We start from the raw sequence: 24,363 nt of genomic DNA on the forward strand, positions 1-24,363 counted from the left end.
TCTAAATGATACGAGACGAACGCATACCGTCCGAGGAGCTACAGCGTATCGACGAACAGATCCGATCCAACTGGTCGACGGGAGAGGCCGTCGACTTCGAGGAAGCGATCGAGTACCACGAATCCTTGCCCGAGCGCAAGCGGTTCGCAGACGTCCTCGAATCGGCCGACAGCCCACTTCTCCAGCCGCGGGCGGGTGTCCCTCAGCTCGACGATCAGGTCGAACTGCTCGAGTACCTTCACAGCGAGGGGAAAGCGGATCTCCTCCCGACAACCATCGACTCGTACACGCGGGACAACGAGTACGGGAAGGCCCAAGAAGGTCTCGAGAAGGCCAGAGAAACGGGCGAGGACACGCTCAACGGCTTCCCCGCGGTTAACCACGGCGTCGAGGGCTGTCGGGAGCTGATCGACGCGATCGACGCGCCGATCGAGGTCCGACACGGCACGCCCGACGCCCGGCTACTCGCCGCGATCACGTTCGCGGGCGGGTTCCAGAGTTTCGAAGGCGGACCGATCTCCTACAACATCCCCTACACGAAACGCCACGGCCTCGAGGAGACCATCGAAAAGTGGCAGTTCGTCGACCGACTCGCGGGTGCCTACACCGAACGCGGCGTTCGGATCAACCGCGAGCCGTTCGGCCCGTTGACGGGAACCCTCGTTCCGCCCTCGATCGCGATCGCGATCATGCTGGTCGAAGGGAAGCTCGCGGCCACGCAGGGCGTGCGCTCGGTGACTCTCGGCTACGGGCAGGTCGGCAACATCGTCCAGGACGTCGCGGCGCTGAACGCCCTGAAGAAGCTGGGCAACGAGTACCTTTCCGACGAGGTCGTCGTCACTACCGTCTTCCACGAGTGGATGGGCGGGTTCCCGCCGGACGAGGCTCGAGCGAACGGCGTCATCAGCCTCGGCGGGATGACGGCATCGATCGCACAGCCGGACAAGGTTATCACCAAGTCCCCACAGGAGTTCCAGGGAGTGCCGACGAAGGAGGCAAACTCCGCGGGACTGCGCACGACGCGACAGGTCATCGATATGGCTATCGAACAACAGATCGATATCGACGGCATCGAGGAGGAACAGGATCTCATCGAGCGAGAGACGCGGTGTCTGATGGACACCATCTTCGACCACGGCGACGGCGACGTCGTCCAGGGAACGATCAAGGCGTTCGATTCAGGCGCGCTCGACGTGCCCTTCGCACCCAGCGACAGCGCGGCGGGTGCCGTGTTGCCGGCCCGGGACGACGACGGCCGCGTGCGAATCTTCGAGTGGGCAGACCTCGAGATGGACGACGACATCAAGGAGATCCACAAAGCCCGACTCACACAGCGCGCCGACACTGAGGGCCGCGATCAGTCGTTCCGCATGGTCGCCGACGACGTGGACGCGATCAGCGACGGCAAGCTCATCGGTCGGCCCCAGGGGGGTGTCTGAGATGGAGATCGAAGCTATCCACGCCACGCCCGGCTACTCGGGTTTCTTTTTCGACGATCAGCAGGCGATCAAAGACGGTGCCGAACACGACGGGTTCACCTACGACGGCGATCCCGTCACCGACGGGTTCGACGAGATTCGCCAGGCCGGCGAGTCGATCATCGTCGATATCGAGCTCGCGGACGGCCTTGAGGTTCGGGGCGACTGCGCGGCGGTGCAGTACTCCGGTGCCGGCGGGCGCGATCCGCTGTTCCAGGCCGACGCGTACGCCGAGGTTATCGAAGGCCCCGTCAACGATATCCTCGAGGGACGGGATGCGAGAGCGTTCCTCGAGAACGCCGAACTGCTCGAGGAACTCGAGATCGGCGGCGACCAGTTACACACGGCGATCCGCTACGGGGTCTCCCAGGCGTTGCTGGCCGCGGCTGCCACTTCTGAAGGGAGGACCCGAACCGAAATCCTGGCCGACGCGCTGGGCACGGAACCCGCAACTGAACCCGTCCCCGTGTTCGGACAGTCAGGAGACGACCGGTACAACAATACAGAGAAGATGTTCATCAAGGGCGTCCCTGTTCTCCCCCACGCGCTGATAAACAGCGTCGAGAAGATCGGCGAGAACGGCGAAACGCTGCTGGAGTACGTCGAGTGGCTCGTCGAGCGGTCTCAGGAGCTGGGCCCCACGGAGTACGACCCACGTTTCCACATCGACGTCTACGGCATGATCGGCGAGGTCTTCGGCGCGCCCTACGACCGCCCCGAGGTGATCGAGTACTTCGCGGCGCTCGAGGACGCGGCGGACCCCTACCCGATCCAGATCGAGGGACCGATGGACGTCGGCGACCGCACGAGCCAGATCGAGGCCATGGTCGGACTGCGCGACGGACTCCAAGAGGCTGGCGTCGGCGTCGATATCGTCGCCGACGAGTGGTGTAACACGTTCGAGGACGTGCAGGCGTTCGTCGACGCCGGGGCCGCCGATGTCGTCCAGATCAAGACGCCAGATCTTGGCGGGATCCATCGGAGCGGCCAGGCCGTTCGCTACTGCGAGGGAACCGAGACTCGAGCGTACCTCGGCGGGACCTGCAACGAGACGGAAACCTCCGCTCGAGCCTGTGCACACGTTGCGCTCGCGACGAACGCTGCGCAGGTGCTCGCAAAGCCAGGCATGGGCTTCGACGAGGGGTACATGATCGTCGAAAACGAGATGCGACGGACGATCGCTCGACGGGAGCGAGCGGAGAGACGAACGAACTACGAGACGGACCCAGAGGAGGTGACTGCGAATGACTGACTGGACTGACACCGAGACGTTCACACGCGCGCTCGAACGCGTCGAGATCAGAGAGAAGGGAAACTGCTTCGAGGACTTCGCGGAGGGCGACCTCATCGAACACGACCCCGGCCTCACGCTGACGAGGTGGGGCAACGAGTCCTGGATGAGCCAGACGTTGAACCACGATCCGGCCTACTGGCGAACCGACGCGGCGACCGCTCGAGGATTCGACGAGCCGCCGATCCACCCCGACTACCTCACCGCTGCGACGCTCGGGATCACCGTCGAGGACCTGAGCGAGAAGGGCGGGTACTTCCTCGGGCGGACCGATGTCCGGTTCCCAGGGACGCCGGTGTACGAGGGCACCGAACTCCGCGTCGAGAGCGAGGTCGTGAACACGGCCACCTCGAGCTCTCGCCCCCAGTACGGCATCGTCTCCTGGCGCACTCGAGGATTGGACGCCGAGACCGGCGACGTGCTCTGTTCGTACGAGCGGACGAACATGATTCCGCGTCGCCAGCCCGTCGAAACCGACGGGGGGTCTGCGGCGGCTTCGTCGGAGCCCGAAGACGACGAACCCGAGGACCTGCCCGCGGAGTTTCTCACTCCAGAGGGCGGCTACTTCGAGGACTTCGTCGCGGCACTCGAGGAGAGTGACGGCCGCGACGCCGCGGTCGCCTATCGCCACGAGCGCGGTCGCACCCAAGACGACGTGACCGTCGCCTCGTTGCCGCTGGCGACGCTCAACACGGCCAAGCAACACCACAACGCGGACGTGATGGGCGACTCGCCCTCGGGTGGCATCGTCACTTACGGCGACGTCACACGCTCGACCGCGCTCGGCCACGCCCGGTCCGACGAACAAACGTGGCGCGAAGTCGGCTTCGACGACGAGACGTTCCACACGTTCGTCGCCAGCGGCGATACCGTCTACGCGTTCACGCGCGTGCTTGAGGCCGTAGAGGACGCGTCGTCCGACGAAGCGGGAATCGTTCGGTTCGAACACATCGCGTTCAATCAGGATGACGAACCCGTCTACTCGGGAATTCGCACCGCAGAGATCGAGAAACGATCGAGCGACTAACGCTCCAGCGACAAGCGATCCAACGACTAACGAAACGCATCGCGTTCAACCACATTCCACAGACACAACCACGACAATGACCGACGATATCCGACTCTGTCGCACGTTCCAGACTGCACCGGCCGCCGTTCCGAAAGACGACTCGGCGAAATACCTCGTTTCGGCCCTCGAGTCCGAGGGATTCCAGGCACCCGACTGGCTGGTCCCCGACATGGAGGACGGAACCGCCCCGGACATGAAAGCGGAGGGGCTCGAGAACACGATCGAACTGGTGCCCGAGTACGAGTTCCCGGGCGAGATCTGGCCCCGCGTCGAGTGGAGCTACGAGGACGAAGAGTACTGCGAGAAAGGGCGCAAGCAGATCGACCGGCTCGTCGCCGAAATCGGCGACGAAATCGACGGCGTCGTCGTTCCGAAGGTCGGCCGTATAGCGGACGTCCGGCTAGCCGCGGAAGTCGTCGCGGAGGCCGAAGCCGAACACGGCTACGCCGACGGCTCGATCGGGCTCTCGATCATCGTCGAGACCGGCCGCGCGCGATCGGATCTCCGCGAAATCTCGAAGTTCGGCGCCGAATCACGGCTCACTGCGCTGGTCTTCGGCCCCGTCGACTACGCGGCCGAACTCGGTGGTCGAGATCTGGGCGACGGCATGCCCCGCTGGGACGGGCTCCTCGAGACGCTCTCGAACGAGGCCAGCGCAGGGAGTCTCCTCTCGATCGGCGGTCCCTTCGACGACCTGTTCAAAGAGCGCGCTGGGCTGACCTACTACAACGCCGACGAGTACGCAGACCAGGTCGAACACGAGGCCTCGCTCGGCCTCGACGGCTCCTGGTCGCTCTATCCGAAACAGACCATTCAGGCCAACACGGTCCACATGCCCAGTCACGAGGAGCTCGAACGCGACGTGCACAAGATCGAGCGGTTCAACGAGGCCAAGCGTGAGGGGACGGGCGCGGTCACTATCGACGGGCAGATGGTCGACGAGGCGACGTTCAAGAACTTCCGCAACACCGTCCAACAGGTCCGTGCCATAGATAGCACGCGGCCCGCACAGACCGACGACTACTACGAGGCAGACCTGCTCGAGCGGGCACGCGAACTCGAGCTTTCGTATCGGTAGGACGACTCGTATCGATCGGAATCGGTATTCGCCGCAGATCGTAGCGCTATTTTCTACGCGTCCGTTGGTAACCGAGTCTGGACCGTTTCCTGCTCTCGAGCCTCGAGCTCGAGCAATCGCCGTTTCGTTTCCACGCCGTCGGCCGCCGAGTAGCCGTTGAGCGCTCCGTCGCTCCCGACGACTCGGTGGCAGGGCACGATCACCGGAACGGGGTTTCGGCCGCAGGCCTGTCCCACAGCGATAGGACTCGTCTCGAGGTCCGCCGCAAGGTCGCCGTACGAGCGCGTTTCGCCGGAGGGTATCTCGCTCATCGCGTCCATCACGTCGCCGAGAATGCCGTCTGGTGTGGTGATCTCGAGGTCGAACGTTCGTCTGTCACCGCGTTCGTACTCGCGAATCTGGGTTCGGATTTCCGCGGACGATTCGTCGACGAGCGATTCGTCGATTTCGACTGTGGATTGAAGAATGGAGATGTTCATGGCTGAATACGTTCGCTGTCGATGTGTGTTTCTTGGGCGGGAGACGGATATAACTCCGCCGGACACTGAGAGTGTTCGATTCTCGATTCGCTCGATGAACGGCAAATACAGTACGAGGACTTACCGCTAGCACCCGCGAGCGAACGCAGTGAGCGAGCGGGCCAAGGAAGCCTCGAAGCCGCGCCATCGGCGCGGATGAGGGGGTGACGCCGTGCTTTTCATCAACGCTAAGCGGGAGCTTCGCTCCCGCGAGGTCCAAAAGAGCGCTTGCGCTCTTTTGAGGATTTTGCCGAGTGCGGTCGCGAAGCGACCGCACGCAGAGCAAAAGGTTGGCACGTGTAGTGAGCCATCTCGTATCAGCGAAAATAGGTCGCGATTAACTTACTCGTCAATGATAGTCGCCTCTTCCGGCGAAGCGATCTCGAGGTCGGATGCACTTTGGTCGATCTCTTCTGCCGTCGTGTCTGTTGCATCGGCGAGCAACTCGGTGAGCTCGTCTGGCGAAAGAGAGTCCTGAGTAGGCGACTCTTGGCTCATATTCTCCCCTACTGTGCTCGGACGGATAAAGTTACGTGTGCTCTCGCCACCATCTGACCACTTCGGCGGACCACCTGGTACCGTTCGCTCCTCATAGACATCGATAAAGTAGTCCGTTTCCTGCCTGAAGTAGTCAACACATCCTCGGATCACTGTCCCACGATTTGACGGTAATAGTCCGTGTGCTAACTTCAAGTGAACTTCCTTGCTCGACTGTCGATCGGTGTCGACGTGAAGCCCTTCTTGGTAGACATCGTGCCCGGTTACTGATGTTTCGTTATGGTCCATGCGGGCGATCGTATCCCACTGAACTGGATTAGTTACCGTCTGATAGTGGAGTTGAACAAGGAATCGAGGAATGTGAGAATGGCCTTGATCGAACCCAACTGTAATATGACAGTCTGATCGTCCGGCCTGTACGGGCTTCGAAACATCATATCCAGCGGGAAGTGAAGGAAAAGTCATCCTTTCTACCCACTTCTGTTCGCAAGTAGTTCCAAACTATCGATATACCTTGTGACCGCGTCTGATTCGGACTTACCGGACTGTCGTAGGCATCCTTGTAGTACCGCTGGGCGACCCAACTTACTCTCCATAGAGCGAGTGCCATAGAACAGTTCGAATGTCTCCTGTGACTATCCAACAAACGGCAAGCACAGAGTCTGTATGTGCCAAAGCAGACGCTACAGATCTTTCTTCATACAAGTGGCTGTCCTTGGACAGAGTTTGTCGAACTCAGTTGTCTGCTGGATATCGGTTGGAGCGTCACTCCGATGAATCTCCACGTATCCGCGGGTCGCAAAGAACCCGGACGCGGTTGTGGTCAGCAGATACAGTGTGTCAATATCGTTGGATTCCGCCTCGGTTTCGAGCGCATCACAAAGTGCTGCTCCGTAGCCGTTACCCCGTTTTGAACGTTCAATCACGACTGACCGAAGAGCCCGTGGGTTCCATGGTTTTCAACACCACCAACGCCGATTCGCTCGTCCCCGTTGTAGCTGATGTGGAACGCACCAGGGTTGGAACGAACATCCTGCGAAGGCAAACCGTTGTCCTCTAACAGAGTCTCGACGTACGTGAGAGCATCTCCATCCGCTTGTTTGAGTGTCAGCGATACGCTATCACCTCTCGATTATACGGAGAAACAGCTACTATTTTATTTTTCGGGGTGCTCGGTATGCGCGCTGTATCTCGCACGAAGGCAAGAACATCCATCGCATCCGGTAGGTTGATCGGCGGGACATTCGCAAGCCAACTGACCGCGACATACACCGAAGCACGGTCGAAATCAATTCTCGAGACCTCTTCTATGACACTCCTTTACACAGCAAAATACGGCGGGGTTGGGATTTGAACCACGCGAAGACGTTCCAGGACGCTCGTTTCACTCGCGTCCGGGCTGCGACTTCTCTGATTCAAATCCCAACGTTCACGCTTTGCTCCTCACGTATTGTTCGTCGCAAAAGCGGTGGGGTTGGGATTTGAACCCAAGAGGCTGACGCCACCTGCTTTCAAGGCAGGCGCAATAGGCCGCTCTGCCACCCCACCTCATCCCTCTTTTCCGCATCCGGTTAAAAAGCGTTGTCGGTCTATCGGCGTTCGAGTCGTTCGTCTTCCCCAACCTCGAGTCCAAGTTCGCCCACGACCTCCGCGGTGTCGAGCGCATTGACTCTGTTCGCGGCAGTCTGGGCCTCGAGCATCGCGACCGTCGCACAGAGCCCTTGCTCGGTATCAACGGTCGGAAACATCGGCGCGAAGCCGCTCTGGAGCCCGGCATCGGCCGCTCGAGTCGCGAGCGTCGAGAGTTCCGGAACTTCGTAGGCGTCTTCGAAGTCGATCGATTCCGAGAACGCACTGAAGTACGTTCGACCGCCTGACGACGGGCCGAGAACGACGTCGTGGCGTCGAATCGACATCGCCGCGCCGTCGATTTCGGTTCGCCCGACGAGCGGAGCCGTCGGCTCGAGAACGCCGACGCTCGCGGTTCCCTCCCACTCGAGAAGGTGGGTGACCGTGTTACCGACTCGAGCCGACCGCGTGGAGCCGACCTGCCGTTCGAACCGCACGTCGCTCAGCGTCTCTGCTGTGAGCGCGTCCTCGGCGATGGCGCGAACCTCGGCTTCGGGATCGCCGCCGTCGAATCCCACCGGAAGCGTTTCCGCATCCCGATAGTTCACGAGCAGTTCGCCGCCGCTGGCCGCGATGGCGCGGAGCACGTCCGCGGTCGTCGCTTCGTAGAGCCGTCTCGCCTCCCGTTCCGAGAGGGGCGTTTGTTCGGCGAGCGACGCTAGTACCAGCCCGTCTCGAGGAGGAGCCACCGGAACGACGACGATCATAGTCGCCCGTCGGCTCCGACGAGCCTTGAAGGCAGTGCTTCGAGGGCTCTCGAGATCCCTTGATCGGAACCGATCCGGTAGCCGAACGGTCGGATGAACTATAATCGACGATCCCGTTGCTTGTCGTATGAACTATCGGACATCGACTGCTGTACTCGGGATACTCGCCATCGCGTCGCTCGTGGTCGTCGCCATTGCCAGCTTCGTCGATAGCTTCGCGCTCGAGGCGACCGGAGCGACCGAACATCTGCTCGCCCCGGTACTCGGATCGCTCGCCGTCGCCGCACTTGTCGTTCTCGGGCTCGCGATACTGGGCTCACGCTCGAGGCGGTGGCTGGCGAATCCGTACTGGTAGGACCGAGATTCTCGAAAAAATCCCCGTTGTCGTTAGCGACCCTGCCGCCCCTTTGTCTGTCGATAATCCGTCGCCAACAGTTCGGCGAACGCTTCGACCCACGCCTGGGTCTGCTCGTCGGTTTGTTCGCTCGGGGCGATCATCGGAACGAGTTCGAACCCGCGCCCTCGAACGCGCTCGCCGTGTAACTCCTCAAGGTCGAGTTCTTCGGCGGGCGTGCGCGTGTATTCGGTCGCAATTTCGGCCAGTGCCCGTTTGCCAACTGGGACGATGATCTCGGGGTTGATCATCCGAATTTCGGCCTCGAGGTACGGCTCGCAGTTCGTAATCTCTTGGTCGGCCGGCGGTCGCTCGGGATCCCGACACCGCGTGAGGTTCGTCAAGTAGACGTTGATCAGCGACGGCTCCGACGGCGGGGAGGTTGCGTCACAGAGCCCCAACCGCTCGAGGATTCGTCGGACGCCACCACTCACTGATTCGGTTTCCCCCTTATTAGCTTCGGGACCGACGAACGGCACGCCTGCCTCGTCCGATTCAGCGCTCGGTCGCTCGCCGACGAACAAAAAGTCCGCGCCGACATCGCCGTAGCCGTGGACGACCTGCGTCCGCGTCTCACAGAGTGCCGGACAGTTTTGGCACTCCTCGTCCATACCGTAGGGGTTCGCTCGAGACTGTTGGTTCGCGTCCACAGCGTGTGCCTCGCGCTGCGGGGACAAAAGCGCCGCGTCTGTGCTCGATGGGACACTCGGCGTTCCGACCCGGGCCGCGGACCCGAGTGCTATCGGCTGAGTCCGCCGCGTTCGGTGACCTCGAGAATGAACTTCACGTTCCGGACGATCTCCTCGGGACTCGTCTCCTCGTCGGCGTCGTAGAGATCGCTGGTCCGATACAGGATGTTTGCGAGTTGTTTGCTCTCGCTGGTCTCGCCTCGGATTTCGTCGGCGATGGTCCGCAACCGTTCGACTCGTTCGGGATCGGGATCGAACGCGGTCTCCGTATCGAAGTCGTCCGCTCTTCCAGCCGAGTCCCCGTCACCGTCGGCCGTCATTCCTCTTCGGGTGGTCGCGTCGCGGCGGCGCCGGTTATCGAGCGCCGGTGGACGATTCCGGTGTTGTTCGAGACGTTCTCAGTGATTTCGCGGAAGGCGTCGCCGGTCTCGTTGTCCTCGTCGAGGACGACGGGCGCGCCCTCGTCCCCGCCTTCGCGAACGGAGGGATCGAGCGGCACCGAACCCAGGAACGGCATGTCGTGGGCCGCCGCGAACTCCGAGCCGCCGTCCGAACCGAAGATGTCGTGTTCGCCGCCACAGTCCGGACACGCGAACGTCGCCATGTTCTCCGCGATGCCGAGGACGACGGTGTCGTGTTTGGCGAACATCTCGAGGCCCTTGCGAGCGTCGTCGAGCGCGACGCCCTGTGGCGTCGTGACGATGACGGCACCAGTTACGGGCATCGTCTGAAGCATCGTCAGCTGAGTGTCACCGGTTCCCGGCGGCAGGTCGATGACGAGGTAGTCGAGGTGGCCCCACTCGACGTCCTCGGTCAGTTGGGTGATGACCTTGTGGACCATCGGGCCGCGCCAGATGACCGGGTCGTCCTTGCCGGTGAGAAATGCCATGCTCATCAGTTTCACGCCGAACTTTTCGGGCGGGACGAGCGTCTCGTCTTCCGTCGCCATCGGCGGCTCGTCGGCGTCGACCATCCGGGGAACGTTCGGCCCGTAGACGTCGGCGTCGAAGAGGCCGACTCGAGCGCCCTGCTGGGAGAGGCCGGCGGCGAGGTTGACAGCCATCGTCGATTTCCCGACGCCACCCTTGCCCGAGGCAACCGCGATGACGTTCTTGACGTTCGGGAGCACCTGATCCTCGCTCGCGAGGTCGTCTCGATCCGGAATGCTCGCGGAGAGATTGACTTCGAGCCCTTCCTCCTCGAGCACGGACCGAACCGCTCCGGCGAGTTCCGTCTCCGAGGGAGAATACGGTGCACCGAGAGCGAGATCGATCGTCACCTCGCCGTCGTCGACGGTGAGGTCGTTGATGAGCCCGAGCGAGACGATATCGTCCCCGAGATCGGGATCCTCGACCGATTGTAGGCGATCGCGAACGGCGGCTTCATCCATACCGGTAGTCTGCTCTGCCGTCGAAAAAGCGTTGTGTTACCGGCCGATGAGAACCGTCTCAGGCATTGAAATCGAATCGTGGGCCGCCGTAGGACGGAGGATCCGGCTCGAGTTCGACGCCCCGTTCGTATCTGACGAAGTTGAGATAAAACGGCCGACCGCAGCCCTCGATGGTGTCTCCTTCGAGATCGGTTACCCGTCCGTCCTCGCCGCAGAGAAAGGCGATTCCGTCGGCGGACTCGAGTTCGTCCTCATCCGATGTGGCGTACTTCCAGCCGGGCCGGGGTTGTTTCGTCACCGACCTGTCGGCCATCTCCGGTCGTCGCTCGACGCTGACGACGGCGTCACAGTGCGGACAGGTGTATCGAACAGTGACAGTCATCGAGCGGTCTATGGCTTTGATGAACGTAAGCCTGCGGTTGGTGGGCACATTGGCGAGCGTGTCCAGGTCCGAAGCGACCGCGCCCGTGCATCGAGTTCCCGGAACACCTTTTGCGCTAACGGCTGTGGTCACGAATATGATCGACGAGACGGCCGAGGAAATCAGGGAGATGCAGACGCACAGCTCCTCGGTGGTAGCCGTAAACGCGACGCGCGCGCTCAGGGATCTGCTCGATCGCGAATACGCGACCGTCGAGGAGTATCTGCGCGCCCTCGAACAGAACGGAAAGGTACTCAGACGGGCGAACCCGTCCCACGCGTCGTTGCAAAACGCGATTCGGACGGTGAACCGAGAAGTGACCGACGAGAACCCCGAGAACGTCGACCAAGCGAAGACGGCGACGGAGACGCACATCCAGGCGGTCATCTCTCGAATCGAGTCGGCAAAGCGCCGAGCCGCGGAGAACGCCGTCGACGTGCTTCATAACGGAGACACGCTGTTAACTCACGATTACTCCTCGACGGTTCTCGAGGCGCTCGAGATGGCCTCGGCCGACGGCAAGCAGATCGATGTGTACGTGACGGAGGCCCGCCCGCGATATATCGGCCGAAAGACCGTCAGAAAACTTGCAACGCTCGAGAACGTCGAGCCGACGTTGATCACCGATAGTGCGAACGGCCTCTATCTCGAAGAGTGCGATCGCGTCGTCGTCGGAATGGACTGTATCGTCGACGAAACGCTTTACAACCGAGTCGGGACGTTCCCGATCGCTGCCGCCGCCGACCAGCTTGACGTTCCCGTAACTGTGCTGGGCTCGGCCGCGAAACTCATCACTGACGGGTTCGTTTTCGAAAACGAGTTTCGGTCGGGGAGTGAGGTGTTACTCGAGCCCGCAGAGGGCTTTGCCGTCGAAAACCCGGCGTACGATGCGACGCCGGTCTCGCTACTCGAGAGCGTCATCACCGACGACGGTCGAAAGACGTTTTGAATCGGCGGGCACTTCCTAACGTCGGTAACGTCTTCTTCCGTCGTCCCCGTTTGAAAGGAATCAGTGCGAGTTCCGTGAGGTGGCTAATTTACGATCTTCAGACACGGAGTGATTACCGTTTTTCAGAATAGTTCAGCGCCTGTGAGTTACTGGCGTCGGTCGAGAATTTCGACTCAGACCGACCGGCCGTTGTTGTCCAAAAAACCGTTCCCATAACAACAAACGCACCGATTATTGCGATCAGAAACGGTGCAATGTTCGTGGTACTAATTGCAGCATAACCACCGACAACGGATGCGAAAAGAATATTCACGACGGTAGAGATGAGGAGTAATATAGTATTATGTTGCTCCGCTCGTGTGTCGTTCTTTTCTGATGATTCCGTGATGGATTGTGATCCGCTTCGAATCTCGAGGTACGGCCGAAACAGTTCGAGCTGGTCCGTCGGGCGGATGATTCCGCGAGTTTTGTTGTAGTCAATGATACCCTCTTCGTCGAGCGTTGGAAGATGGGATTGATACAACGGAATGTACACCCGTTGACGCTGGGTCGAATCGAGTTTCGCTACGGTCGTCTCGTGTTCTAACGCAGCAACGTGCTCAGCGACATCACGCATTTTGACGGGGCCGGTGGTGTCTAAGAGATATCTAATCGTCTCTCTCCGGCGGCTAGTCTGAAGAATGTGGAAAACGGTATCGCTCGAGAGCGCGTTCGACTGTTTGGTTTGCAAGTCATCGGATGGGTCGTCCGGAGCGTGGGATGGATCGCCAGTTGTAATTGACATGCTCTCTACGCAATTGAATAAATGGGCCTAATATAGTCTTTTTCCTCTAGTTTTTCGTGAAAACATGCTATTTTAATTTCCAAATAAAGTATGACTGTCGGATAATACTGAAAAAGTAAATATATGATATATTCGATCCCACCGCGATATTCAAGCGAGTAAACCGTTTATCCCATCGTATACTGTTGGAGTACTCGAAAGGGGGTTCGCGGTGAGAATATTCTTCCCAGCCCCCGCTAACGCGTTATTTTGTGCGATCGATTAGGTCATGACCTATTTAATAACGTATATTTTAGTCCGTTGGCTCGAGAATTATTGCTATTACTGTGCTTTCTCCGCGTAACTTGTTATACTATTCATAACCATTTCTGTGATAGAACTGCGTGGGTATTACCCAAATGACACGCCAAGATGACACGACTCGTAATAGCCGTCGTAGTGTTCTCCGAACCGCTGCAGTAATCACCACGGGAGCGGTTGGACTCACGGGAGTAGCGTCTGCAGGCGAACAGAAGAAATCCGGCAAGAGAGACGATAGAAAACGCGACGGGAAACAAAAACGAGACCACAAGAGAGACGGGAAAAAACGAGACGGGAAGAAGAAAGGCGGCAAAAAGCACGATCGGAAGAAGAAAAGCGGGAAGAAACGGGACGGTAAGAAGCACGGTGGCAAAAAACGGGACGGTAAGAAGCACGGTGGCAAAAAACGGGACGGTAAGAAGCACGGTGGCAAAAAACGGGACGGTAAGAAGCACGGTGGCAAAAAACGGGACGGTAAGAAGCACGGTGGCAAAAAGCACGGTCGGAAGAAGAAAGGCGGGAAGAAACGGGACGGCAAGAAGAAAGGCGGCAAAAAGCACGGTCGTAAGAAACGTGACCGCAATCCCAACAGCCAGCATCCCAACCCGGTCAACGACCCCGAGGGATTCGCGGAATCTGTTCGACAGACGGTCATGCAAGACTTCGAACAGTAGTCTCACTCTCATCACCCACAGAGGGTGTCTTCCTCTCGTCGGAACGAATAGCGATCATTTGGCACGCAATTCGGGTCTCCGCAATCCTCGAGCGCAGAGTCGACGACGCCCGGTCGAGTCACATTGCTTTTTGTTTCGTTTCACTGTGGCCGATACTGTGTGGGGGCGGTCTCGAGGCTTTTTCGAGGTCGATTTGACTCAACGACTGTGTTCTCGACCGTGGTTCCTGTCCACCGCCGCTCACCAGTAGGTGATGGAACCTCAGCCCTCGAGGCAGAATCACGGTTCAGGTGATAGTCACGCCTGTCGGCACTGACAGTTATCCCGGTATTTCGCATACGTACAGCATGCGTCTCCTGCAGATTTTCGTTCCCCACGGCGATCGAGACCTCGTTCTCGAGACGCTCGAGGTGGAGGGGATCGATTACGCGATCACCGAAGAGGTCGGACCGGGCGATTTTGAAGCACTTGTGTCGATACCGATCACGCCAGCAGGAGTCGAACCGATACTCGAGAGGTTACACGAAGCCGGCCTCACAGAGGAGTCCTATTCCGTTGTCGTTGCGGCTGAAACGATCGTTTCTGCGCGGGAAGAAGAGTTGACCGATCAGTTCGGTGGCACGCGAATCTCTCGCGAAGAACTCCGATCGCGAGCGGTGGACCTCGCCCCGGACTCCTCGACGTACTTCGCGTTACTCGTGTTGAGTACGATAATCGCGACTGCAGGACTGTTGCTCGATTCGTCCGCCACCATCATCGGTGCGATGGTCGTCGCACCGCTGATGGGACCGGCGCTCGCCGCCAGCGTCGGGGTTATCGTCGACGACGACGATCTCGCTTCTCGAGGCGTCCGGTTGCAAGTGTTTGGACTCCTCGCGTCGGTTCTGACCGCGGCGGTACTGGGCTATCTACTCCGCGGAACGGTTCTGTTGCCCCCTGCGTTCGATATAACGACCGTTCCAGCGGTTCAAGAGCGTATCACGCCGGGCTTTCTCGCCCTTTTTCTCGCACTTGGTTCCGGGGCGGCCGGCGTGATCAGTCTCGTCCGAAACGTCGGCTCGGTGCTCGTCGGCGTGGCAATCGCGGTTGCGCTGATCCCACCCGCGGCCACCGCCGGACTCGGGATCGCCTGGGGGCATCCGGAGGTCGTCCTCACCGCGGGAACGTTAGTGCTGATCAACATGTTCTCGATTAACCTGACCGCCTTGTTGCTACTGTGGATCTCGGGATACCGCCCGGACCGTGCCGGAAACGTCGAACGGGTCTACGGCCGACTCCGATCGCGTGTCCTGGTCATCCTGCTCGTCATCGCTTTACTTTCGGTCGTTCTCGTCGGGGTCACCTACGGAACTCACCAGACTGCAGCCGTCGAACACGACGTGACCGTCGAACTCGAGGCGATGAGCGAGGATCCCGCTTACGAGACCCTCGAGTTCGAAGAGGTGTCCGTCGAGTACGAACTGTATGACTTCTACACCGGCGAGCGCCCGGCGGTAACCGTTCTCGTTGAGCGGCCGCCCGGAACCGAGGAGTCGCCAGACTTCGCAGAAACTGTCCGAGAACGTCTCGAGACGGCAACCAGCGAGGAACTCGCGGTCGTCGTCGAACTCGTCGACACGCAACGGGCGTAGTCCGATACGGAGGCCTTCCGCTCTCCCGTTCTTTATTGTCGAGAGAGTGGAAACACGCTGTTACCCAAAATAGTAATATGGTATTACTCATATCGAATAGCCAATATGTGGGAAAAATATTAAATATTTACTGAATATCTGGATGGTTGTATAGATTATTAGGACACAATACTTATTTCGTTCGCACGCTCCCTACCTCTATGGACAGTTGGCATCGCATACAAACGACGCCGAAACAACTCGTTAGTATTCGCTCGTCGAGTTGTTCCGGGGAGAAATCGGGGGTTTCTAAATGAGTTCGATCGGCATCGGTATCGTCGGTCTCGGTGGAATGGGCCAATTACACGCACGAAACTTTCTCGACCAGGGTGCGGATATCCGTGCCGGTGCTGATCTGGTCGAAGCAAAGCGAGCTCAATTCGCCGAAGAATTCGACGCGGACACGTACGAGTCCCACGAGGGACTCATCGAAGACGGTGCGGTCGACGCCGTCATCGTGACAACCCCGAATCGATTCCACGAATCTATCGCCACCGCAGCGCTCGAGGCCGGGCTCGACGTTCTCGTCGAGAAGCCACTTGCCCACACGCTCGAAAGCGCGGAACGAATCGCAGACGTCGAAGCCGAATCCGACGGGATCTGTATGGTCGGCTTTCACAACCGTCACGCGGCTTCGACCGCAATGTTCAACGAATACAACAACCGCGGCCGATTCGGCGACTTGACCCACGTCGAAGCGAACTACGTTCGTCGTCGCGGCGTTCCCGGTCCCGGCTCGTGGTTTACGGATCCGGGCCTCGCGGGCGGCGGGGCGTTGCTCGACATCGGCGTCCACGCGATCGACCTCGCGCTCTACACGCTCGGATTTCCCGAGGTCACCGAAGTGTCCGGCGTGACGAGAACGACGTTCGGCACGCGCGAGGAATACGCCGACCCGGACGGGTTCGGCGACAACTGGGAAAGCTCGGCCGAACCGTACGACGTCGACGATTCGGTCAGTGCGTTTATCCGGTGTGGAGACGGAACGACGGTGTCCCTTGAGGCGGCCTGGGCGACGAACCGGGAGCCCTCGACCGACTTCGTCGTGCGCGGAACGGAAGCCGGTGCCTCGTTCGATATCGGCGACAACGATCTCACGATTCTCGAGGCCGGAACGACCGGCTGTGACCACTACGCGGACATCGACCTGACCGGTGATCCGTCGATAACCGGCCATCAGGAACAGGATCGGCGATTCCTCGAGGCCGTCGCGACCGGGATCGAGCCCCAGACGAACACGATCGATGAAGCGTTGACCGTCCAGCGCGTGATCGATGCCATCTACCGCTCGAGCGAGACCGGCCGTTCCCAGCAGATCGCCGAAGCTCCCGAGCCGGAAGTTCAGGCGCAACTCGAGTAATACCAGTTAACTCCACTGAACCGTTCTAACTTGACTCTACCTGTTTTCGAGTGATTCTCTCGCCGTTGTCGATCCGACTTCTCAGCGTCACTGTTCTCGCTTCGTCTGTCAGTCGACAGTCATTACGGTCACCGTTCGCGTTCTCGGGCCGTCGAATTCGGCTAACAACACCGACTGCCACCGCCCGGTCGAGAGCGAGCCGCTTTCTATCGGAATCGTCACGGACGGGCCGACGATCGACGCCCTGAGATGAGCATCCGCGTTTCCGTCGAGTTGATCGTGAGCGTGTCCCTCGTCGGGAACGAGGTCCGCGAAAAATTCCTCCAGGTCCCGCCGAAGTCGAGTTTCGTTCTCCTGTAAGAGAACGCCCGCTGTCGTGTGCCGGACGAAAACCGTACACAACCCCTGTTCGACGTCGTCCGGAACCGCATTCGCGACGCGATCTGTCAGATCGACGGTCGTCAATCGCCGATCGGTTTCGAGGGAAAACTGCATACTGGTGCTGTGTGGCCGACGGACAAGAACGAACGGGTCACAGCTGAGCGGACGCCCACGCGGCTCGTTCGCGGACGGCCGCGTTCGGATCTTCGGCCGCGAGTACTTCGAGCGTGTCTCGAGCGTCCTTGACCTCGCCGTAGCCAATCGCCGTGCAGGCGTTCGCGCGAACGTGGGCGTGATCGTCGGAAAGCAACTCGAGTAACCGCTGTTGGGCCTGCCCGGCGTCGTTGGTTTCCGCCGCGACGCGTCCGATCGTCACGGCCGCGTTCGCTCGCGTGTTCGGATCCTCGCTCTCGAGTGCTCCAGCGATCGTCGGACACGATGCTTCGACTGCCGACGGCGATGTTCGTGCGATATCGCCGAGACAGGCGATCGCGTTGTTTCGAAGCGCACGGTCGTCGTGATCAACCAGCGAAACGACATCGTCGACGAACTCGAGTTCGACGGTCGTCTCCGCTCTGACTACCCGTCCGAGCGTCGATAGTGCCGAAACACCGCCTTTTTGGGGCGTTCTCGCCAGCGTCTCCCGTAGTATGGGGATCGCCGGTGTGAGTTCCGTCGGATACTCCCTGGAGAGTTCCGCCAGTATCTCGACCCCCCACCGATCGACAGTCTCTCGCCCCTCGAGGACGACGAGGAGTTCGCCGACGTGATCGATGACGGTGTCCGGTCGTTCCTCTGCGATCGCGTGGAGACTTCGGAAGAGGTCTCGAGCCGCTGATTCGGGTTCGTTTGTGATCAGAAACGAGATAATTCCAGAGGCGGACGGCGCCACGTCATCGGGGGATTCGTACGCGAGTTCCGCCAGACAGTACGCGATGGCGTCGCTCGATTCGGCTGAGTGCTCCGAGAGGAGTTTCCGAAGTTTCGGAACGGTCGGAAGACACGCTTCGGGGTGCGTATCGACGGCCGATCGAACCGTCTCGAGGGCCTGTTCCCGGCTCGAGGGATCGTCGCTATCGAGCTGTGCGAGGACGGTCGGAAGCTCGAAATCCAGGGCCGAGTCACTATAGCGTTCGACCGACGCTTCCCCATCGCTATCCATGCTACTGTTCCGATACGGGATAAGCGGTAAAAGTCTTCCGATGGTTTTTCCGCCAAGCGTCAGGAGAAAAAGACGGTCACGCGAGCCAATCGTCCGGCTTCGTGTCGTAATCGACGTCCTCGGCGGCGAGGTGTTCGACCTCTTCCCACGGCACGTCTTCGGTCGTGATGGATTCGCCGTCGTAGCGGATGCACTTTCCTCGCTCCTCCGGTTCGGGCTCTCGGTTCCTGCGTTTTGCTACCTCGATATCGTGTTCGTCGACTTCCTTGACCACCGTCAGCAAGTTCACCGGGCGGCCCCACAGTTCGAAGACCCGTTTGAGGGTCTCTTTGGCCTGTTTGAGATCGAGCATGACGCCGTTGTACTGGTGACCCAGCAGTAACTCGTTGGCGTTATTGTAGTTGCCGTCGTAGACCGCGATCGTCGGTTTTCCGAAGTTGGTGAACTGCAGGAGCAGTTTCTTTTTGACGTCTTCGGCTTCGTCGCTCGAGACGTGGAACTGTCCCGTCGCCTGGGAGTGTTCGTACGTGAAGTAGTCGTTTTCCGTGATGAACTCCTGGGTCAGGAACTGATCGAGGAAGGTCACGTCGTTGTGGCTCTCGCGGATGTCGAACATCCGGTCCCAGCCGGCGGTGAACTCGACGTCGGCGAGCGCCTCCTCGACGCTTTCGTACCGGGCGTCATCGAACAGGTAACGGCCGATCCGTTCGAGGTCGTTCTGGCTGACCCGCGTCAGGAACCCGCGGTGCTGGCGCTTGACCAGCGAGTAGTGTCGCCGGGCGAGTCCGTCGTAGGTGAGAACCTTCCACGGATACCGTTCGACATCCACGGGCCGATCGGCCCGTTCTGGACTGGCGGCGTCAGCCGCCCCGTCGATCTCCCCGTCGCGAGCGGCTTCGAGCGCGTCGTCGTCGACGTACTCCGGCGGAACGTCCTCGAGGCCCTCGAGCGTCTCGGGTGTGATTCGCGCGAGCGCCTCCGGCGGCTCGAGCGTCTCGAGTACCGCATCGAAGTCTACGACATCGGTGAGGTTCCGCCACGAAACTCCCTCGACTCTGAGCAAGCGCTCGAGTACCTCCCGTCTGTTCGTCTTGTTCTCGATGTACTCCCACAGTTCCATCCCGAGGCTGTAGGGGTTGAGCCCAGGCGAGGCGAGCACTCGTGCCATGTGGTCGGCGTAGTTTACGAACTCGTTGTCGCCGGCGAATCCCTCGTCGCTCATCATTCTGGACTCGTGGTAGGCGGCCCACCCCTCGTTCATCACCTTGGTCATCTTCTGGGCGGCGAAGTAGTACGACTCCGCACGCATCATGTCAAGGATGTCCCGCTGCCAGGGCTCCATCTCGACGGCCCGGCCCGACTCCTCGTCGAACTGTTTGCCGTACTCGCGGACGAACGCGAGTACGTCCTTCTGTGGATGTTCGGGGAACTCGACCGAGACATCCTCGTTTTCGACCGTCTCGAGCCACTCCTCGTCGAACACTTCGCCCTTGACCTCCTCAGAGAGACCGAGTTCGTCGAGCTTTTCGGCGAGATCCTCGTCGATTTTGTCGGGCACGTCGCCCTCGATATCGAGCCGACGCGTGAAGATCTGGTGCTGGTCGATGTTGTCCTCTAAGGTGAGACAGTGATCGATCCATTTCTCGACTTCCGCTCGCTCGATGTCCGGATCGGACATGTAGTCGTCGATGGCCTGAGCGTGGCGCTCTAACATGGCCGCCGCGTTGACCGCGCCCTCGTCGGCCTGTCCGCCCGTAAAGAGCCCGAACCACTCGTTGTTCGCGAAGAAATCCGAGTGGGCCTCGACGTGGGTGATAACTGCCTTCTGGTCGGAGATCGTATTTGACTCCTGTAAGAACGCGTGGGATGGATTGTCGTTGTTGACGATCTCGAAGGCCTTCCCGCCGCCGTACTGGCCTTGCTTTTGCTGTTTGTCGTACTGCATTCCCCACCGCCAGTGAGGGTATCGCGACTGGAACCCGCCGTAGGCGATGAGTTCGTTCATCTCGTCGTAATCGATGATCCAGTACTTGACCGGATACGGCTCGAGGCCGAGTGTTTCGGCCAGATTTCGAGCCTCCTCGACCGGCTCTACTAATTCCTCGGCGATCACCTGCTTTCGGAACCTGTCGGCGTTGGAATTCGTTTTACTCATTTGTCTGTGTCTCGCTGTTCGAAATTATTCGTCCGCCTCGCTCTCCGTCGAGAGGATCTCGTAGATCGCGTCGGTCACGTCGTCCTCACCGTTGACGTACGCCACCGCGACGTCCTCTGCGTCTCGGCCGAAGTGTTTCTCGAGCTCCTCGGCGTGGGTGGCGTTGATCGCGTTGCCGCTCGGTTGGGTTTCGACGTACGCGTGGAGGTTCGCGGGAATCTCTTCCATCCTCGGGATGACCCGCTCGCCTGTGTCGTTCGAGGAGTTCTCGGAGTCACCCGCGGCGAAGACGTACCGGTTCCAGTCGGTCCAGGGGTACTCCTCTAACAGTTCGGCGGCGAGTTCGTACGCGCTCGAGATCTTCGTGCCGCCGCCGCTGCGGATGCCGAAGAACTCGTCGCGGTCGACTTCCCACGCCTCGGCGTCGTGGGCGATGTAGACGAACTCCGCGTTGTCGTACTTGCCCTGGAGGTACCAATCGAGCGGCGTGAAGGTCCGCTCGACCAGTTCGCGTTTCTTCTCGCGCATCGAGCCCGACACGTCGCGGATGTTGACCACGACGACGTTCTTCTCTTTTTCCTCGATGATCTCGGGATAGCGGTACCGCTCGTCCTCCCGGCGGAAGGGGACGTGTTTGATCCCTTCTCGGCGAATCTTCTGCTGGACGGTCTCGCGTTCTACGTTGGCCTCGACCTCCTCGATCGAGGACCACTTCCCGCGCTCGTCGGCCACATCGGCGTGGGCCTCTTCGACCCAGGCCATCGAGACCGGGAGGCTCTCGCCGCGAGCCCACTCGAAGACCTCGCGCGGCGAAATCCCCTCGACCTTGCACAGTTCCCGGAGGAACTCCTCGTCGAAGTCCATCGTCAGCTTGCGCTTGAGGCCCTCTTTGAACATACGCTCGAAATCGAGCGTGCTGTCGGGACCCGATCGTGTGAGGTCCGTGAACGGTCCTTCTTTCTCCTCGATGACCTGCTTTCCTTTGGGCTCGAGATCTAGCCCGAGTTCCTCGTCAAGTTCCTGTGCGAACTCCTCGGGATCCATCTCGTAGTACTCGTGCTCGCCGCCTTCCTCGCCGGGTTCGTCGCCCTCGTCGCCGTCCTCGCCCGGCTGGGGCTGTGGCTGACCCACCGGTTGGCCCACGTCGGGCGTGTCGCCGTCTCCCTGTCCGACGCCGCCCTGATCGCGCTGATCGTAGGCAAACTCGGGTAAGGAGACGATCTTTACCGGAATGTTGATCGAGCCCGGCCGGCTCTGGCCGAGATCTCCGTACTGGATGAAATCGGCGAGATCCTCGCGGCGGTTCTCGCCCACTTCGCGGAACCGCTCGAGGTCGTCTCTCAGCCCCATCTGTGCACCTCCGTTCGCTCGAGTCGGACGAATCGTCCGCCCGCCTCGAGCACCGTTTTCGGGTCCGGGGCGGACGACGTGTGGTTCGATACCGCCCCCCAATCCAGCGCGCGTTTCCCGTGATCGTTCGTACTCAGTTCCATCGGTAGCTCACCTGTCCCATAATGTGTCTGCTGGTCAGTTCGGCGGAGGCCTCGCTGTACTCGAAGAGATCGACCATCGTCTCGATCGTTCGGTCTTTGACGGCCTCCGTCTCGGTGCCGCTCGGCGGATCGTCCCACTGGCGCGGGTCGAAGTCCTCGAAGGTCCGCTCGACGTCGTCCCAGTCGTGGCTTTCGAGGACCGTATTGATGACCGGGATCGCCGTGAGATCGACGTTCTCGACGGCGAAGTCCTCGTCGCGGTGTTCCCAGGCGTGGCGATTGAGCGCGGTAATTACCTTCTCGCGGCGGAACTGGACGACACTCTCTCGAGGCTGGTTGCCCTGGTAGGCCTCCTCGGAGAAGCGCCCGAGGTGTTCGACCTCGAAGAGTTTCATCTTCAGCGCGTCGGGTTCGACCTCCTCGCCGCGGTCGTTGTACAGCGGTTGATCCGTTTCCCAGGCGTAGACGTGCTCGACGTATTCGGCGACGGTCTCTTCGTCGACCCGCTTGTCGTGCATGATCGCCTCGATGACGTCCGACTCCTGCTGGTCATAGATGTAGTTTTTGACCGGCACGATCCGATTCTCGAATTCGGACCGTTCGCCGGTCGAGAAGACTGGGGCGTCTCCGAGCCCGTCGGCCATCGCGTTCAACACGTCTCGAGGCATGATGACGTCCTCGACCGGAAGCTCGGCGTGGTGGCGGTCGCGGTCGGTCTGGAGCAGTTCGGCCAGCCGGTCGCGCGTGTACGTCACCGGCACGCCGTGTTCGCCGTCGTGGCCGTCGCCGTTGAACTCGAAGTCGTCTTTCGTCCGGCGACTGTCGCCCTCCTGCAGGTACCCCTGGTCGAAGAGCAATGCCTTCTCGACGAGGTCCAGCCCGGCCGGCAGGTTCTCCTCGTCGAGACGCGTGACGACGGCGTATAGCGCCGCGGCCTCGACCGCGTGGGGTGCGAACTCTCGCACCGTCGTCTCCCCCTCGCTATCTCTGACTGTCACCGACACCGGCTGGCGGATCCGCCCTTCGAGTTCGTCGTACGTGTCCGCCTCCCAGATGGATGTCTCGTTCGTCAACTCTCGGCGAATCAGTTCGGTCTCGAGGCTCAGGTTCGTCAGGTAGCCAAACTGGTGTTTGTCGAGCCGTCGCTTCAACGCCTTCAGCGGATCCATCCCGTTTCGATCCGAGTGTTGATTGAGCTGGGCCTCAAGGTCCGGGTTCGAGATGATGAGCATCTGCGTGTCGACGTCCATCCCGATCCCCTTGTCCAGTTTCACGGACTGCTCGTCGGGAACGTTCAGGAGCTTCTGGAGCAAGTCGGCGTGCTGGGCGGCGTCTTCGACGATGGTGAGGACGCCGTTGCCCTGCGAGATGACGCCGTCGTAACTGAACGCCTGCGGGTTCTTTCGACCGCGCGAATCGAGTTCCTGTAACATGCCGTGCATCCAGGAGCCGACCAGGCGCTCCTTGGGCGGCCCGTCGTCCTCCGAGTGGAGCACGCCGACCCCCTGGCCGACGTCGACGACGTAGTTTTTCACCCGGAGGTGGTTCTCGTCGGTGATCGCCGAGAACAGCGACTCCTCGCCCTGGCGGCGATACCGTTCCTCGAGGAACTCGTAGGCCTCCCGCGAGAACGGATCGAGTTCCGAGTCGATGTGGATCGGGACGTGGTCCTCGAGCTGTCCGTTCAGTTCCGCGAGCAAGTCTTCGCGGATTTCTTCCGGGAACACCGTCAGCGGATGGGCCTGGACGGGGCTCTCGTACCAGTGCTCGTCGTCGCCTGCAGTCGGATCGCCGCCGTAGCTTAGTCCTCTCGAGTCGGACGCGGTCGTCACGTTCCACTCGACGGTGTAGCGTCGGCCTTTGGGGGTCTTCGAGTACTCCCGAAGCCCGTTGACCAGACACCGTTTGAGCTCGGACTTGCCGGTCGCGGTCGGCCCCTCGAACCAGATGATCTTCTCGTCTTTCGCCCGACCCGCGGCGATCGATCGCAGGTCGTCGACGAAACTGTTGAGGACTTCGGTGTTTCCGAGGATAGCGTGTTCACCGTCGTTGTGCGGATCGTCGAAGAATCGGTAGCGCTGTTTCTCCTCGCCCTCTTCGACGACGGTCCGCGTACCGGCGGCTTCGATCGCCTCGAGGAGGTACTTCGAGGCGTGGGAGGCGATCGTCGGATTCTCGAAGATCCGATCGACGTACGCCCCGAGGCTCATCGGCTCCTCGTAGGTCTCCTCTAAGGTCCGGTCGGCCTCGCGAACGTAGTCGTTTCCTCTCAT

General features: G+C 60.4%; 24 protein-coding genes, 1 tRNA gene and 1 pseudogene. 9 read left to right on the plus strand and 17 right to left on the minus strand.

All coding sequences use genetic code 11. The features are described 5' to 3' along the window. Nucleotides 1-5 precede the first annotated feature (5 nt). The 4 genes from ACYQ14_RS02745 (at nucleotide 6) to citE (ending at nucleotide 4,916) form a co-directional block, all read left to right on the plus strand. Nucleotides 6-1,439: a methylaspartate mutase subunit E gene (locus ACYQ14_RS02745; protein ID WP_459884600.1), complete on the plus strand. Its 1,434-nt coding sequence runs from the start codon at nucleotides 6-8 to the stop codon at nucleotides 1,437-1,439. A 1-nt stretch (nucleotide 1,440) separates the two neighbouring features. Then, nucleotides 1,441-2,730: a methylaspartate ammonia-lyase gene (locus ACYQ14_RS02750; RefSeq protein ID WP_459884603.1), complete on the plus strand. Its 1,290-nt coding sequence runs from the start codon at nucleotides 1,441-1,443 to the stop codon at nucleotides 2,728-2,730. Continuing rightward, nucleotides 2,723-3,796, plus strand: a complete 1,074-nt coding sequence (mch, locus tag ACYQ14_RS02755) for a 2-methylfumaryl-CoA hydratase (protein WP_459884605.1) — start codon at nucleotides 2,723-2,725, stop codon at nucleotides 3,794-3,796. Before ACYQ14_RS02750 ends, mch begins: the two co-directional genes overlap by 8 nt. Nucleotides 3,797-3,872: 76 nt before the next feature. After that, on the plus strand, nucleotides 3,873-4,916 hold the full coding sequence (citE, locus tag ACYQ14_RS02760) for an L-malyl-CoA/beta-methylmalyl-CoA lyase (RefSeq protein WP_459884608.1): 1,044 nt from the start codon (nucleotides 3,873-3,875) through the stop codon (nucleotides 4,914-4,916). Nucleotides 4,917-4,969: 53 nt separating this feature from the next. Here the strand turns inward: citE and ACYQ14_RS02765 are convergent, their stop codons facing one another. The 6 genes and pseudogenes from ACYQ14_RS02765 to ACYQ14_RS02790 form a co-directional block, all read right to left on the minus strand. Continuing rightward, nucleotides 4,970-5,395, minus strand: a complete 426-nt coding sequence (locus ACYQ14_RS02765) for a methylated-DNA--[protein]-cysteine S-methyltransferase (RefSeq protein WP_459884611.1) — start codon at nucleotides 5,393-5,395, stop codon at nucleotides 4,970-4,972. A 381-nt stretch (nucleotides 5,396-5,776) separates the two neighbouring features. After that, nucleotides 5,777-5,932, minus strand: a complete 156-nt coding sequence (locus ACYQ14_RS02770; RefSeq protein ID WP_459890118.1) for a hypothetical protein — start codon at nucleotides 5,930-5,932, stop codon at nucleotides 5,777-5,779. Between the two features lie 99 nt (nucleotides 5,933-6,031). Beyond that, a pseudogene (locus tag ACYQ14_RS02775) lies at nucleotides 6,032-6,397 on the minus strand (DUF7718 family protein); the annotation flags it as partial. Nucleotides 6,398-6,615: 218 nt separating this feature from the next. Then, nucleotides 6,616-6,858: a GNAT family N-acetyltransferase gene (locus ACYQ14_RS02780; protein ID WP_459884617.1), complete on the minus strand. Its 243-nt coding sequence runs from the start codon at nucleotides 6,856-6,858 to the stop codon at nucleotides 6,616-6,618. Nucleotides 6,859-7,398: 540 nt separating this feature from the next. Further along, nucleotides 7,399-7,480, minus strand: a tRNA-Ser gene (locus ACYQ14_RS02785). A 41-nt stretch (nucleotides 7,481-7,521) separates the two neighbouring features. Beyond that, complete coding sequence (locus ACYQ14_RS02790) at nucleotides 7,522-8,268, minus strand: hypothetical protein (protein ID WP_459884620.1); 747 nt, start codon at nucleotides 8,266-8,268, stop codon at nucleotides 7,522-7,524. 127 nt (nucleotides 8,269-8,395) lie between these two features. Here ACYQ14_RS02790 and ACYQ14_RS02795 point away from each other — a divergent pair, with 127 nt between their 5' ends. Further along, complete coding sequence (locus ACYQ14_RS02795; RefSeq protein ID WP_459884623.1) at nucleotides 8,396-8,623, plus strand: hypothetical protein; 228 nt, start codon at nucleotides 8,396-8,398, stop codon at nucleotides 8,621-8,623. Nucleotides 8,624-8,655: 32 nt separating this feature from the next. On the opposite strand, the gene ACYQ14_RS02800 is transcribed toward ACYQ14_RS02795, so the two are convergent. The 4 genes from ACYQ14_RS02800 to ACYQ14_RS02815 form a co-directional block, all read right to left on the minus strand. Further along, nucleotides 8,656-9,312: a uracil-DNA glycosylase gene (locus tag ACYQ14_RS02800; protein ID WP_459884626.1), complete on the minus strand. Its 657-nt coding sequence runs from the start codon at nucleotides 9,310-9,312 to the stop codon at nucleotides 8,656-8,658. Between the two features lie 89 nt (nucleotides 9,313-9,401). Further along, nucleotides 9,402-9,671 (minus strand): DUF7976 family protein, encoded by a 270-nt coding sequence (locus tag ACYQ14_RS02805; protein WP_459884628.1) that lies wholly within the window; start codon nucleotides 9,669-9,671, stop codon nucleotides 9,402-9,404. Next, complete coding sequence (locus tag ACYQ14_RS02810; protein WP_459884630.1) at nucleotides 9,668-10,741, minus strand: Mrp/NBP35 family ATP-binding protein; 1,074 nt, start codon at nucleotides 10,739-10,741, stop codon at nucleotides 9,668-9,670. The genes ACYQ14_RS02805 and ACYQ14_RS02810 overlap by 4 nt, the downstream gene beginning before the upstream one ends. A gap of 58 nt (nucleotides 10,742-10,799) precedes the next feature. Beyond that, nucleotides 10,800-11,123, minus strand: coding sequence for a DUF7969 family protein (locus ACYQ14_RS02815; protein WP_459884632.1), 324 nt, complete (start codon nucleotides 11,121-11,123; stop codon nucleotides 10,800-10,802). Between the two features lie 136 nt (nucleotides 11,124-11,259). Between ACYQ14_RS02815 and ACYQ14_RS02820 the strand changes: the two genes are divergently transcribed. Then, the gene (locus ACYQ14_RS02820; RefSeq protein ID WP_459884634.1) at nucleotides 11,260-12,111 is read left to right on the plus strand and encodes an eIF2B alpha/beta/delta subunit family protein; all 852 of its coding nucleotides are present in this window, start codon (nucleotides 11,260-11,262) and stop codon (nucleotides 12,109-12,111) included. A 112-nt stretch (nucleotides 12,112-12,223) separates the two neighbouring features. Here the strand turns inward: ACYQ14_RS02820 and ACYQ14_RS02825 are convergent, their stop codons facing one another. After that, nucleotides 12,224-12,889, minus strand: a complete 666-nt coding sequence (locus tag ACYQ14_RS02825; RefSeq protein ID WP_459889957.1) for a DUF7344 domain-containing protein — start codon at nucleotides 12,887-12,889, stop codon at nucleotides 12,224-12,226. 540 nt (nucleotides 12,890-13,429) lie between these two features. Here ACYQ14_RS02825 and ACYQ14_RS02830 point away from each other — a divergent pair. From ACYQ14_RS02830 to ACYQ14_RS02840, 3 genes are all read left to right on the plus strand, one after another. Next, nucleotides 13,430-14,119: a histone H1-like repetitive region-containing protein gene (locus ACYQ14_RS02830; RefSeq protein WP_459889959.1), complete on the plus strand. Its 690-nt coding sequence runs from the start codon at nucleotides 13,430-13,432 to the stop codon at nucleotides 14,117-14,119. A 97-nt stretch (nucleotides 14,120-14,216) separates the two neighbouring features. Further along, nucleotides 14,217-15,500, plus strand: coding sequence for a TIGR00341 family protein (locus ACYQ14_RS02835; protein WP_459884636.1), 1,284 nt, complete (start codon nucleotides 14,217-14,219; stop codon nucleotides 15,498-15,500). A gap of 292 nt (nucleotides 15,501-15,792) precedes the next feature. Then, on the plus strand, nucleotides 15,793-16,899 hold the full coding sequence (locus ACYQ14_RS02840) for a Gfo/Idh/MocA family protein (protein ID WP_459884638.1): 1,107 nt from the start codon (nucleotides 15,793-15,795) through the stop codon (nucleotides 16,897-16,899). 108 nt (nucleotides 16,900-17,007) lie between these two features. Here ACYQ14_RS02840 and ACYQ14_RS02845 read toward each other — a convergent pair whose 3' ends face one another. The 6 genes from ACYQ14_RS02845 to ACYQ14_RS02870 all read right to left on the minus strand — a co-directional run bounded on the left by ACYQ14_RS02845 (nucleotide 17,008) and on the right by ACYQ14_RS02870 (nucleotide 24,363). After that, the gene (locus ACYQ14_RS02845; RefSeq protein ID WP_459884640.1) at nucleotides 17,008-17,394 is read right to left on the minus strand and encodes a secondary thiamine-phosphate synthase enzyme YjbQ; all 387 of its coding nucleotides are present in this window, start codon (nucleotides 17,392-17,394) and stop codon (nucleotides 17,008-17,010) included. A 37-nt stretch (nucleotides 17,395-17,431) separates the two neighbouring features. Continuing rightward, nucleotides 17,432-18,442 carry a HEAT repeat domain-containing protein gene (locus ACYQ14_RS02850; protein ID WP_459884642.1) on the minus strand — a complete coding sequence of 337 codons (1,011 nt, stop codon included), beginning with the start codon at nucleotides 18,440-18,442 and terminating at the stop codon, nucleotides 17,432-17,434. A gap of 76 nt (nucleotides 18,443-18,518) precedes the next feature. Beyond that, nucleotides 18,519-20,597 (minus strand): SpoVR family protein, encoded by a 2,079-nt coding sequence (locus ACYQ14_RS02855; RefSeq protein WP_459884644.1) that lies wholly within the window; start codon nucleotides 20,595-20,597, stop codon nucleotides 18,519-18,521. A 24-nt stretch (nucleotides 20,598-20,621) separates the two neighbouring features. Further along, nucleotides 20,622-21,947 carry a YeaH/YhbH family protein gene (locus ACYQ14_RS02860; protein WP_459884646.1) on the minus strand — a complete coding sequence of 442 codons (1,326 nt, stop codon included), beginning with the start codon at nucleotides 21,945-21,947 and terminating at the stop codon, nucleotides 20,622-20,624. Beyond that, complete coding sequence (locus ACYQ14_RS02865; RefSeq protein ID WP_459884648.1) at nucleotides 21,938-22,090, minus strand: hypothetical protein; 153 nt, start codon at nucleotides 22,088-22,090, stop codon at nucleotides 21,938-21,940. The genes ACYQ14_RS02860 and ACYQ14_RS02865 overlap by 10 nt, the downstream gene beginning before the upstream one ends. Beyond that, nucleotides 22,081-24,363 carry a PrkA family serine protein kinase gene (locus ACYQ14_RS02870; RefSeq protein WP_459884650.1) on the minus strand — a complete coding sequence of 761 codons (2,283 nt, stop codon included), beginning with the start codon at nucleotides 24,361-24,363 and terminating at the stop codon, nucleotides 22,081-22,083. The genes ACYQ14_RS02865 and ACYQ14_RS02870 overlap by 10 nt, the downstream gene beginning before the upstream one ends.

The sequence above is a fragment of the Halostagnicola bangensis genome (assembly GCF_054653435.1).

Coding starts and splice junctions, on each gene's coding strand:
- ACYQ14_RS02745 (WP_459884600.1), top strand. CDS start 6: ATGATACGAGACGAACGCATACCGTCCGAGGAGCTACAGCGTATCGAC.
- ACYQ14_RS02750 (WP_459884603.1), top strand. CDS start 1,441: ATGGAGATCGAAGCTATCCACGCCACGCCCGGCTACTCGGGTTTCTTT.
- mch (WP_459884605.1), top strand. CDS start 2,723: ATGACTGACTGGACTGACACCGAGACGTTCACACGCGCGCTCGAACGC.
- citE (WP_459884608.1), top strand. CDS start 3,873: ATGACCGACGATATCCGACTCTGTCGCACGTTCCAGACTGCACCGGCC.
- ACYQ14_RS02765 (WP_459884611.1), bottom strand. CDS start 5,395: ATGAACATCTCCATTCTTCAATCCACAGTCGAAATCGACGAATCGCTC.
- ACYQ14_RS02770 (WP_459890118.1), bottom strand. CDS start 5,932: ATGAGCCAAGAGTCGCCTACTCAGGACTCTCTTTCGCCAGACGAGCTC.
- ACYQ14_RS02790 (WP_459884620.1), bottom strand. CDS start 8,268: ATGATCGTCGTCGTTCCGGTGGCTCCTCCTCGAGACGGGCTGGTACTA.
- ACYQ14_RS02795 (WP_459884623.1), top strand. CDS start 8,396: ATGAACTATCGGACATCGACTGCTGTACTCGGGATACTCGCCATCGCG.
- ACYQ14_RS02805 (WP_459884628.1), bottom strand. CDS start 9,671: ATGACGGCCGACGGTGACGGGGACTCGGCTGGAAGAGCGGACGACTTC.
- ACYQ14_RS02810 (WP_459884630.1), bottom strand. CDS start 10,741: ATGGATGAAGCCGCCGTTCGCGATCGCCTACAATCGGTCGAGGATCCC.
- ACYQ14_RS02815 (WP_459884632.1), bottom strand. CDS start 11,123: ATGACTGTCACTGTTCGATACACCTGTCCGCACTGTGACGCCGTCGTC.
- ACYQ14_RS02820 (WP_459884634.1), top strand. CDS start 11,260: ATGATCGACGAGACGGCCGAGGAAATCAGGGAGATGCAGACGCACAGC.
- ACYQ14_RS02835 (WP_459884636.1), top strand. CDS start 14,217: ATGCGTCTCCTGCAGATTTTCGTTCCCCACGGCGATCGAGACCTCGTT.
- ACYQ14_RS02840 (WP_459884638.1), top strand. CDS start 15,793: ATGAGTTCGATCGGCATCGGTATCGTCGGTCTCGGTGGAATGGGCCAA.
- ACYQ14_RS02845 (WP_459884640.1), bottom strand. CDS start 17,394: ATGCAGTTTTCCCTCGAAACCGATCGGCGATTGACGACCGTCGATCTG.
- ACYQ14_RS02850 (WP_459884642.1), bottom strand. CDS start 18,442: ATGGATAGCGATGGGGAAGCGTCGGTCGAACGCTATAGTGACTCGGCC.
- ACYQ14_RS02855 (WP_459884644.1), bottom strand. CDS start 20,597: ATGAGTAAAACGAATTCCAACGCCGACAGGTTCCGAAAGCAGGTGATC.
- ACYQ14_RS02860 (WP_459884646.1), bottom strand. CDS start 21,947: ATGGGGCTGAGAGACGACCTCGAGCGGTTCCGCGAAGTGGGCGAGAAC.
- ACYQ14_RS02865 (WP_459884648.1), bottom strand. CDS start 22,090: ATGGAACTGAGTACGAACGATCACGGGAAACGCGCGCTGGATTGGGGG.
- ACYQ14_RS02870 (WP_459884650.1), bottom strand. CDS start 24,363: ATGAGAGGAAACGACTACGTTCGCGAGGCCGACCGGACCTTAGAGGAG.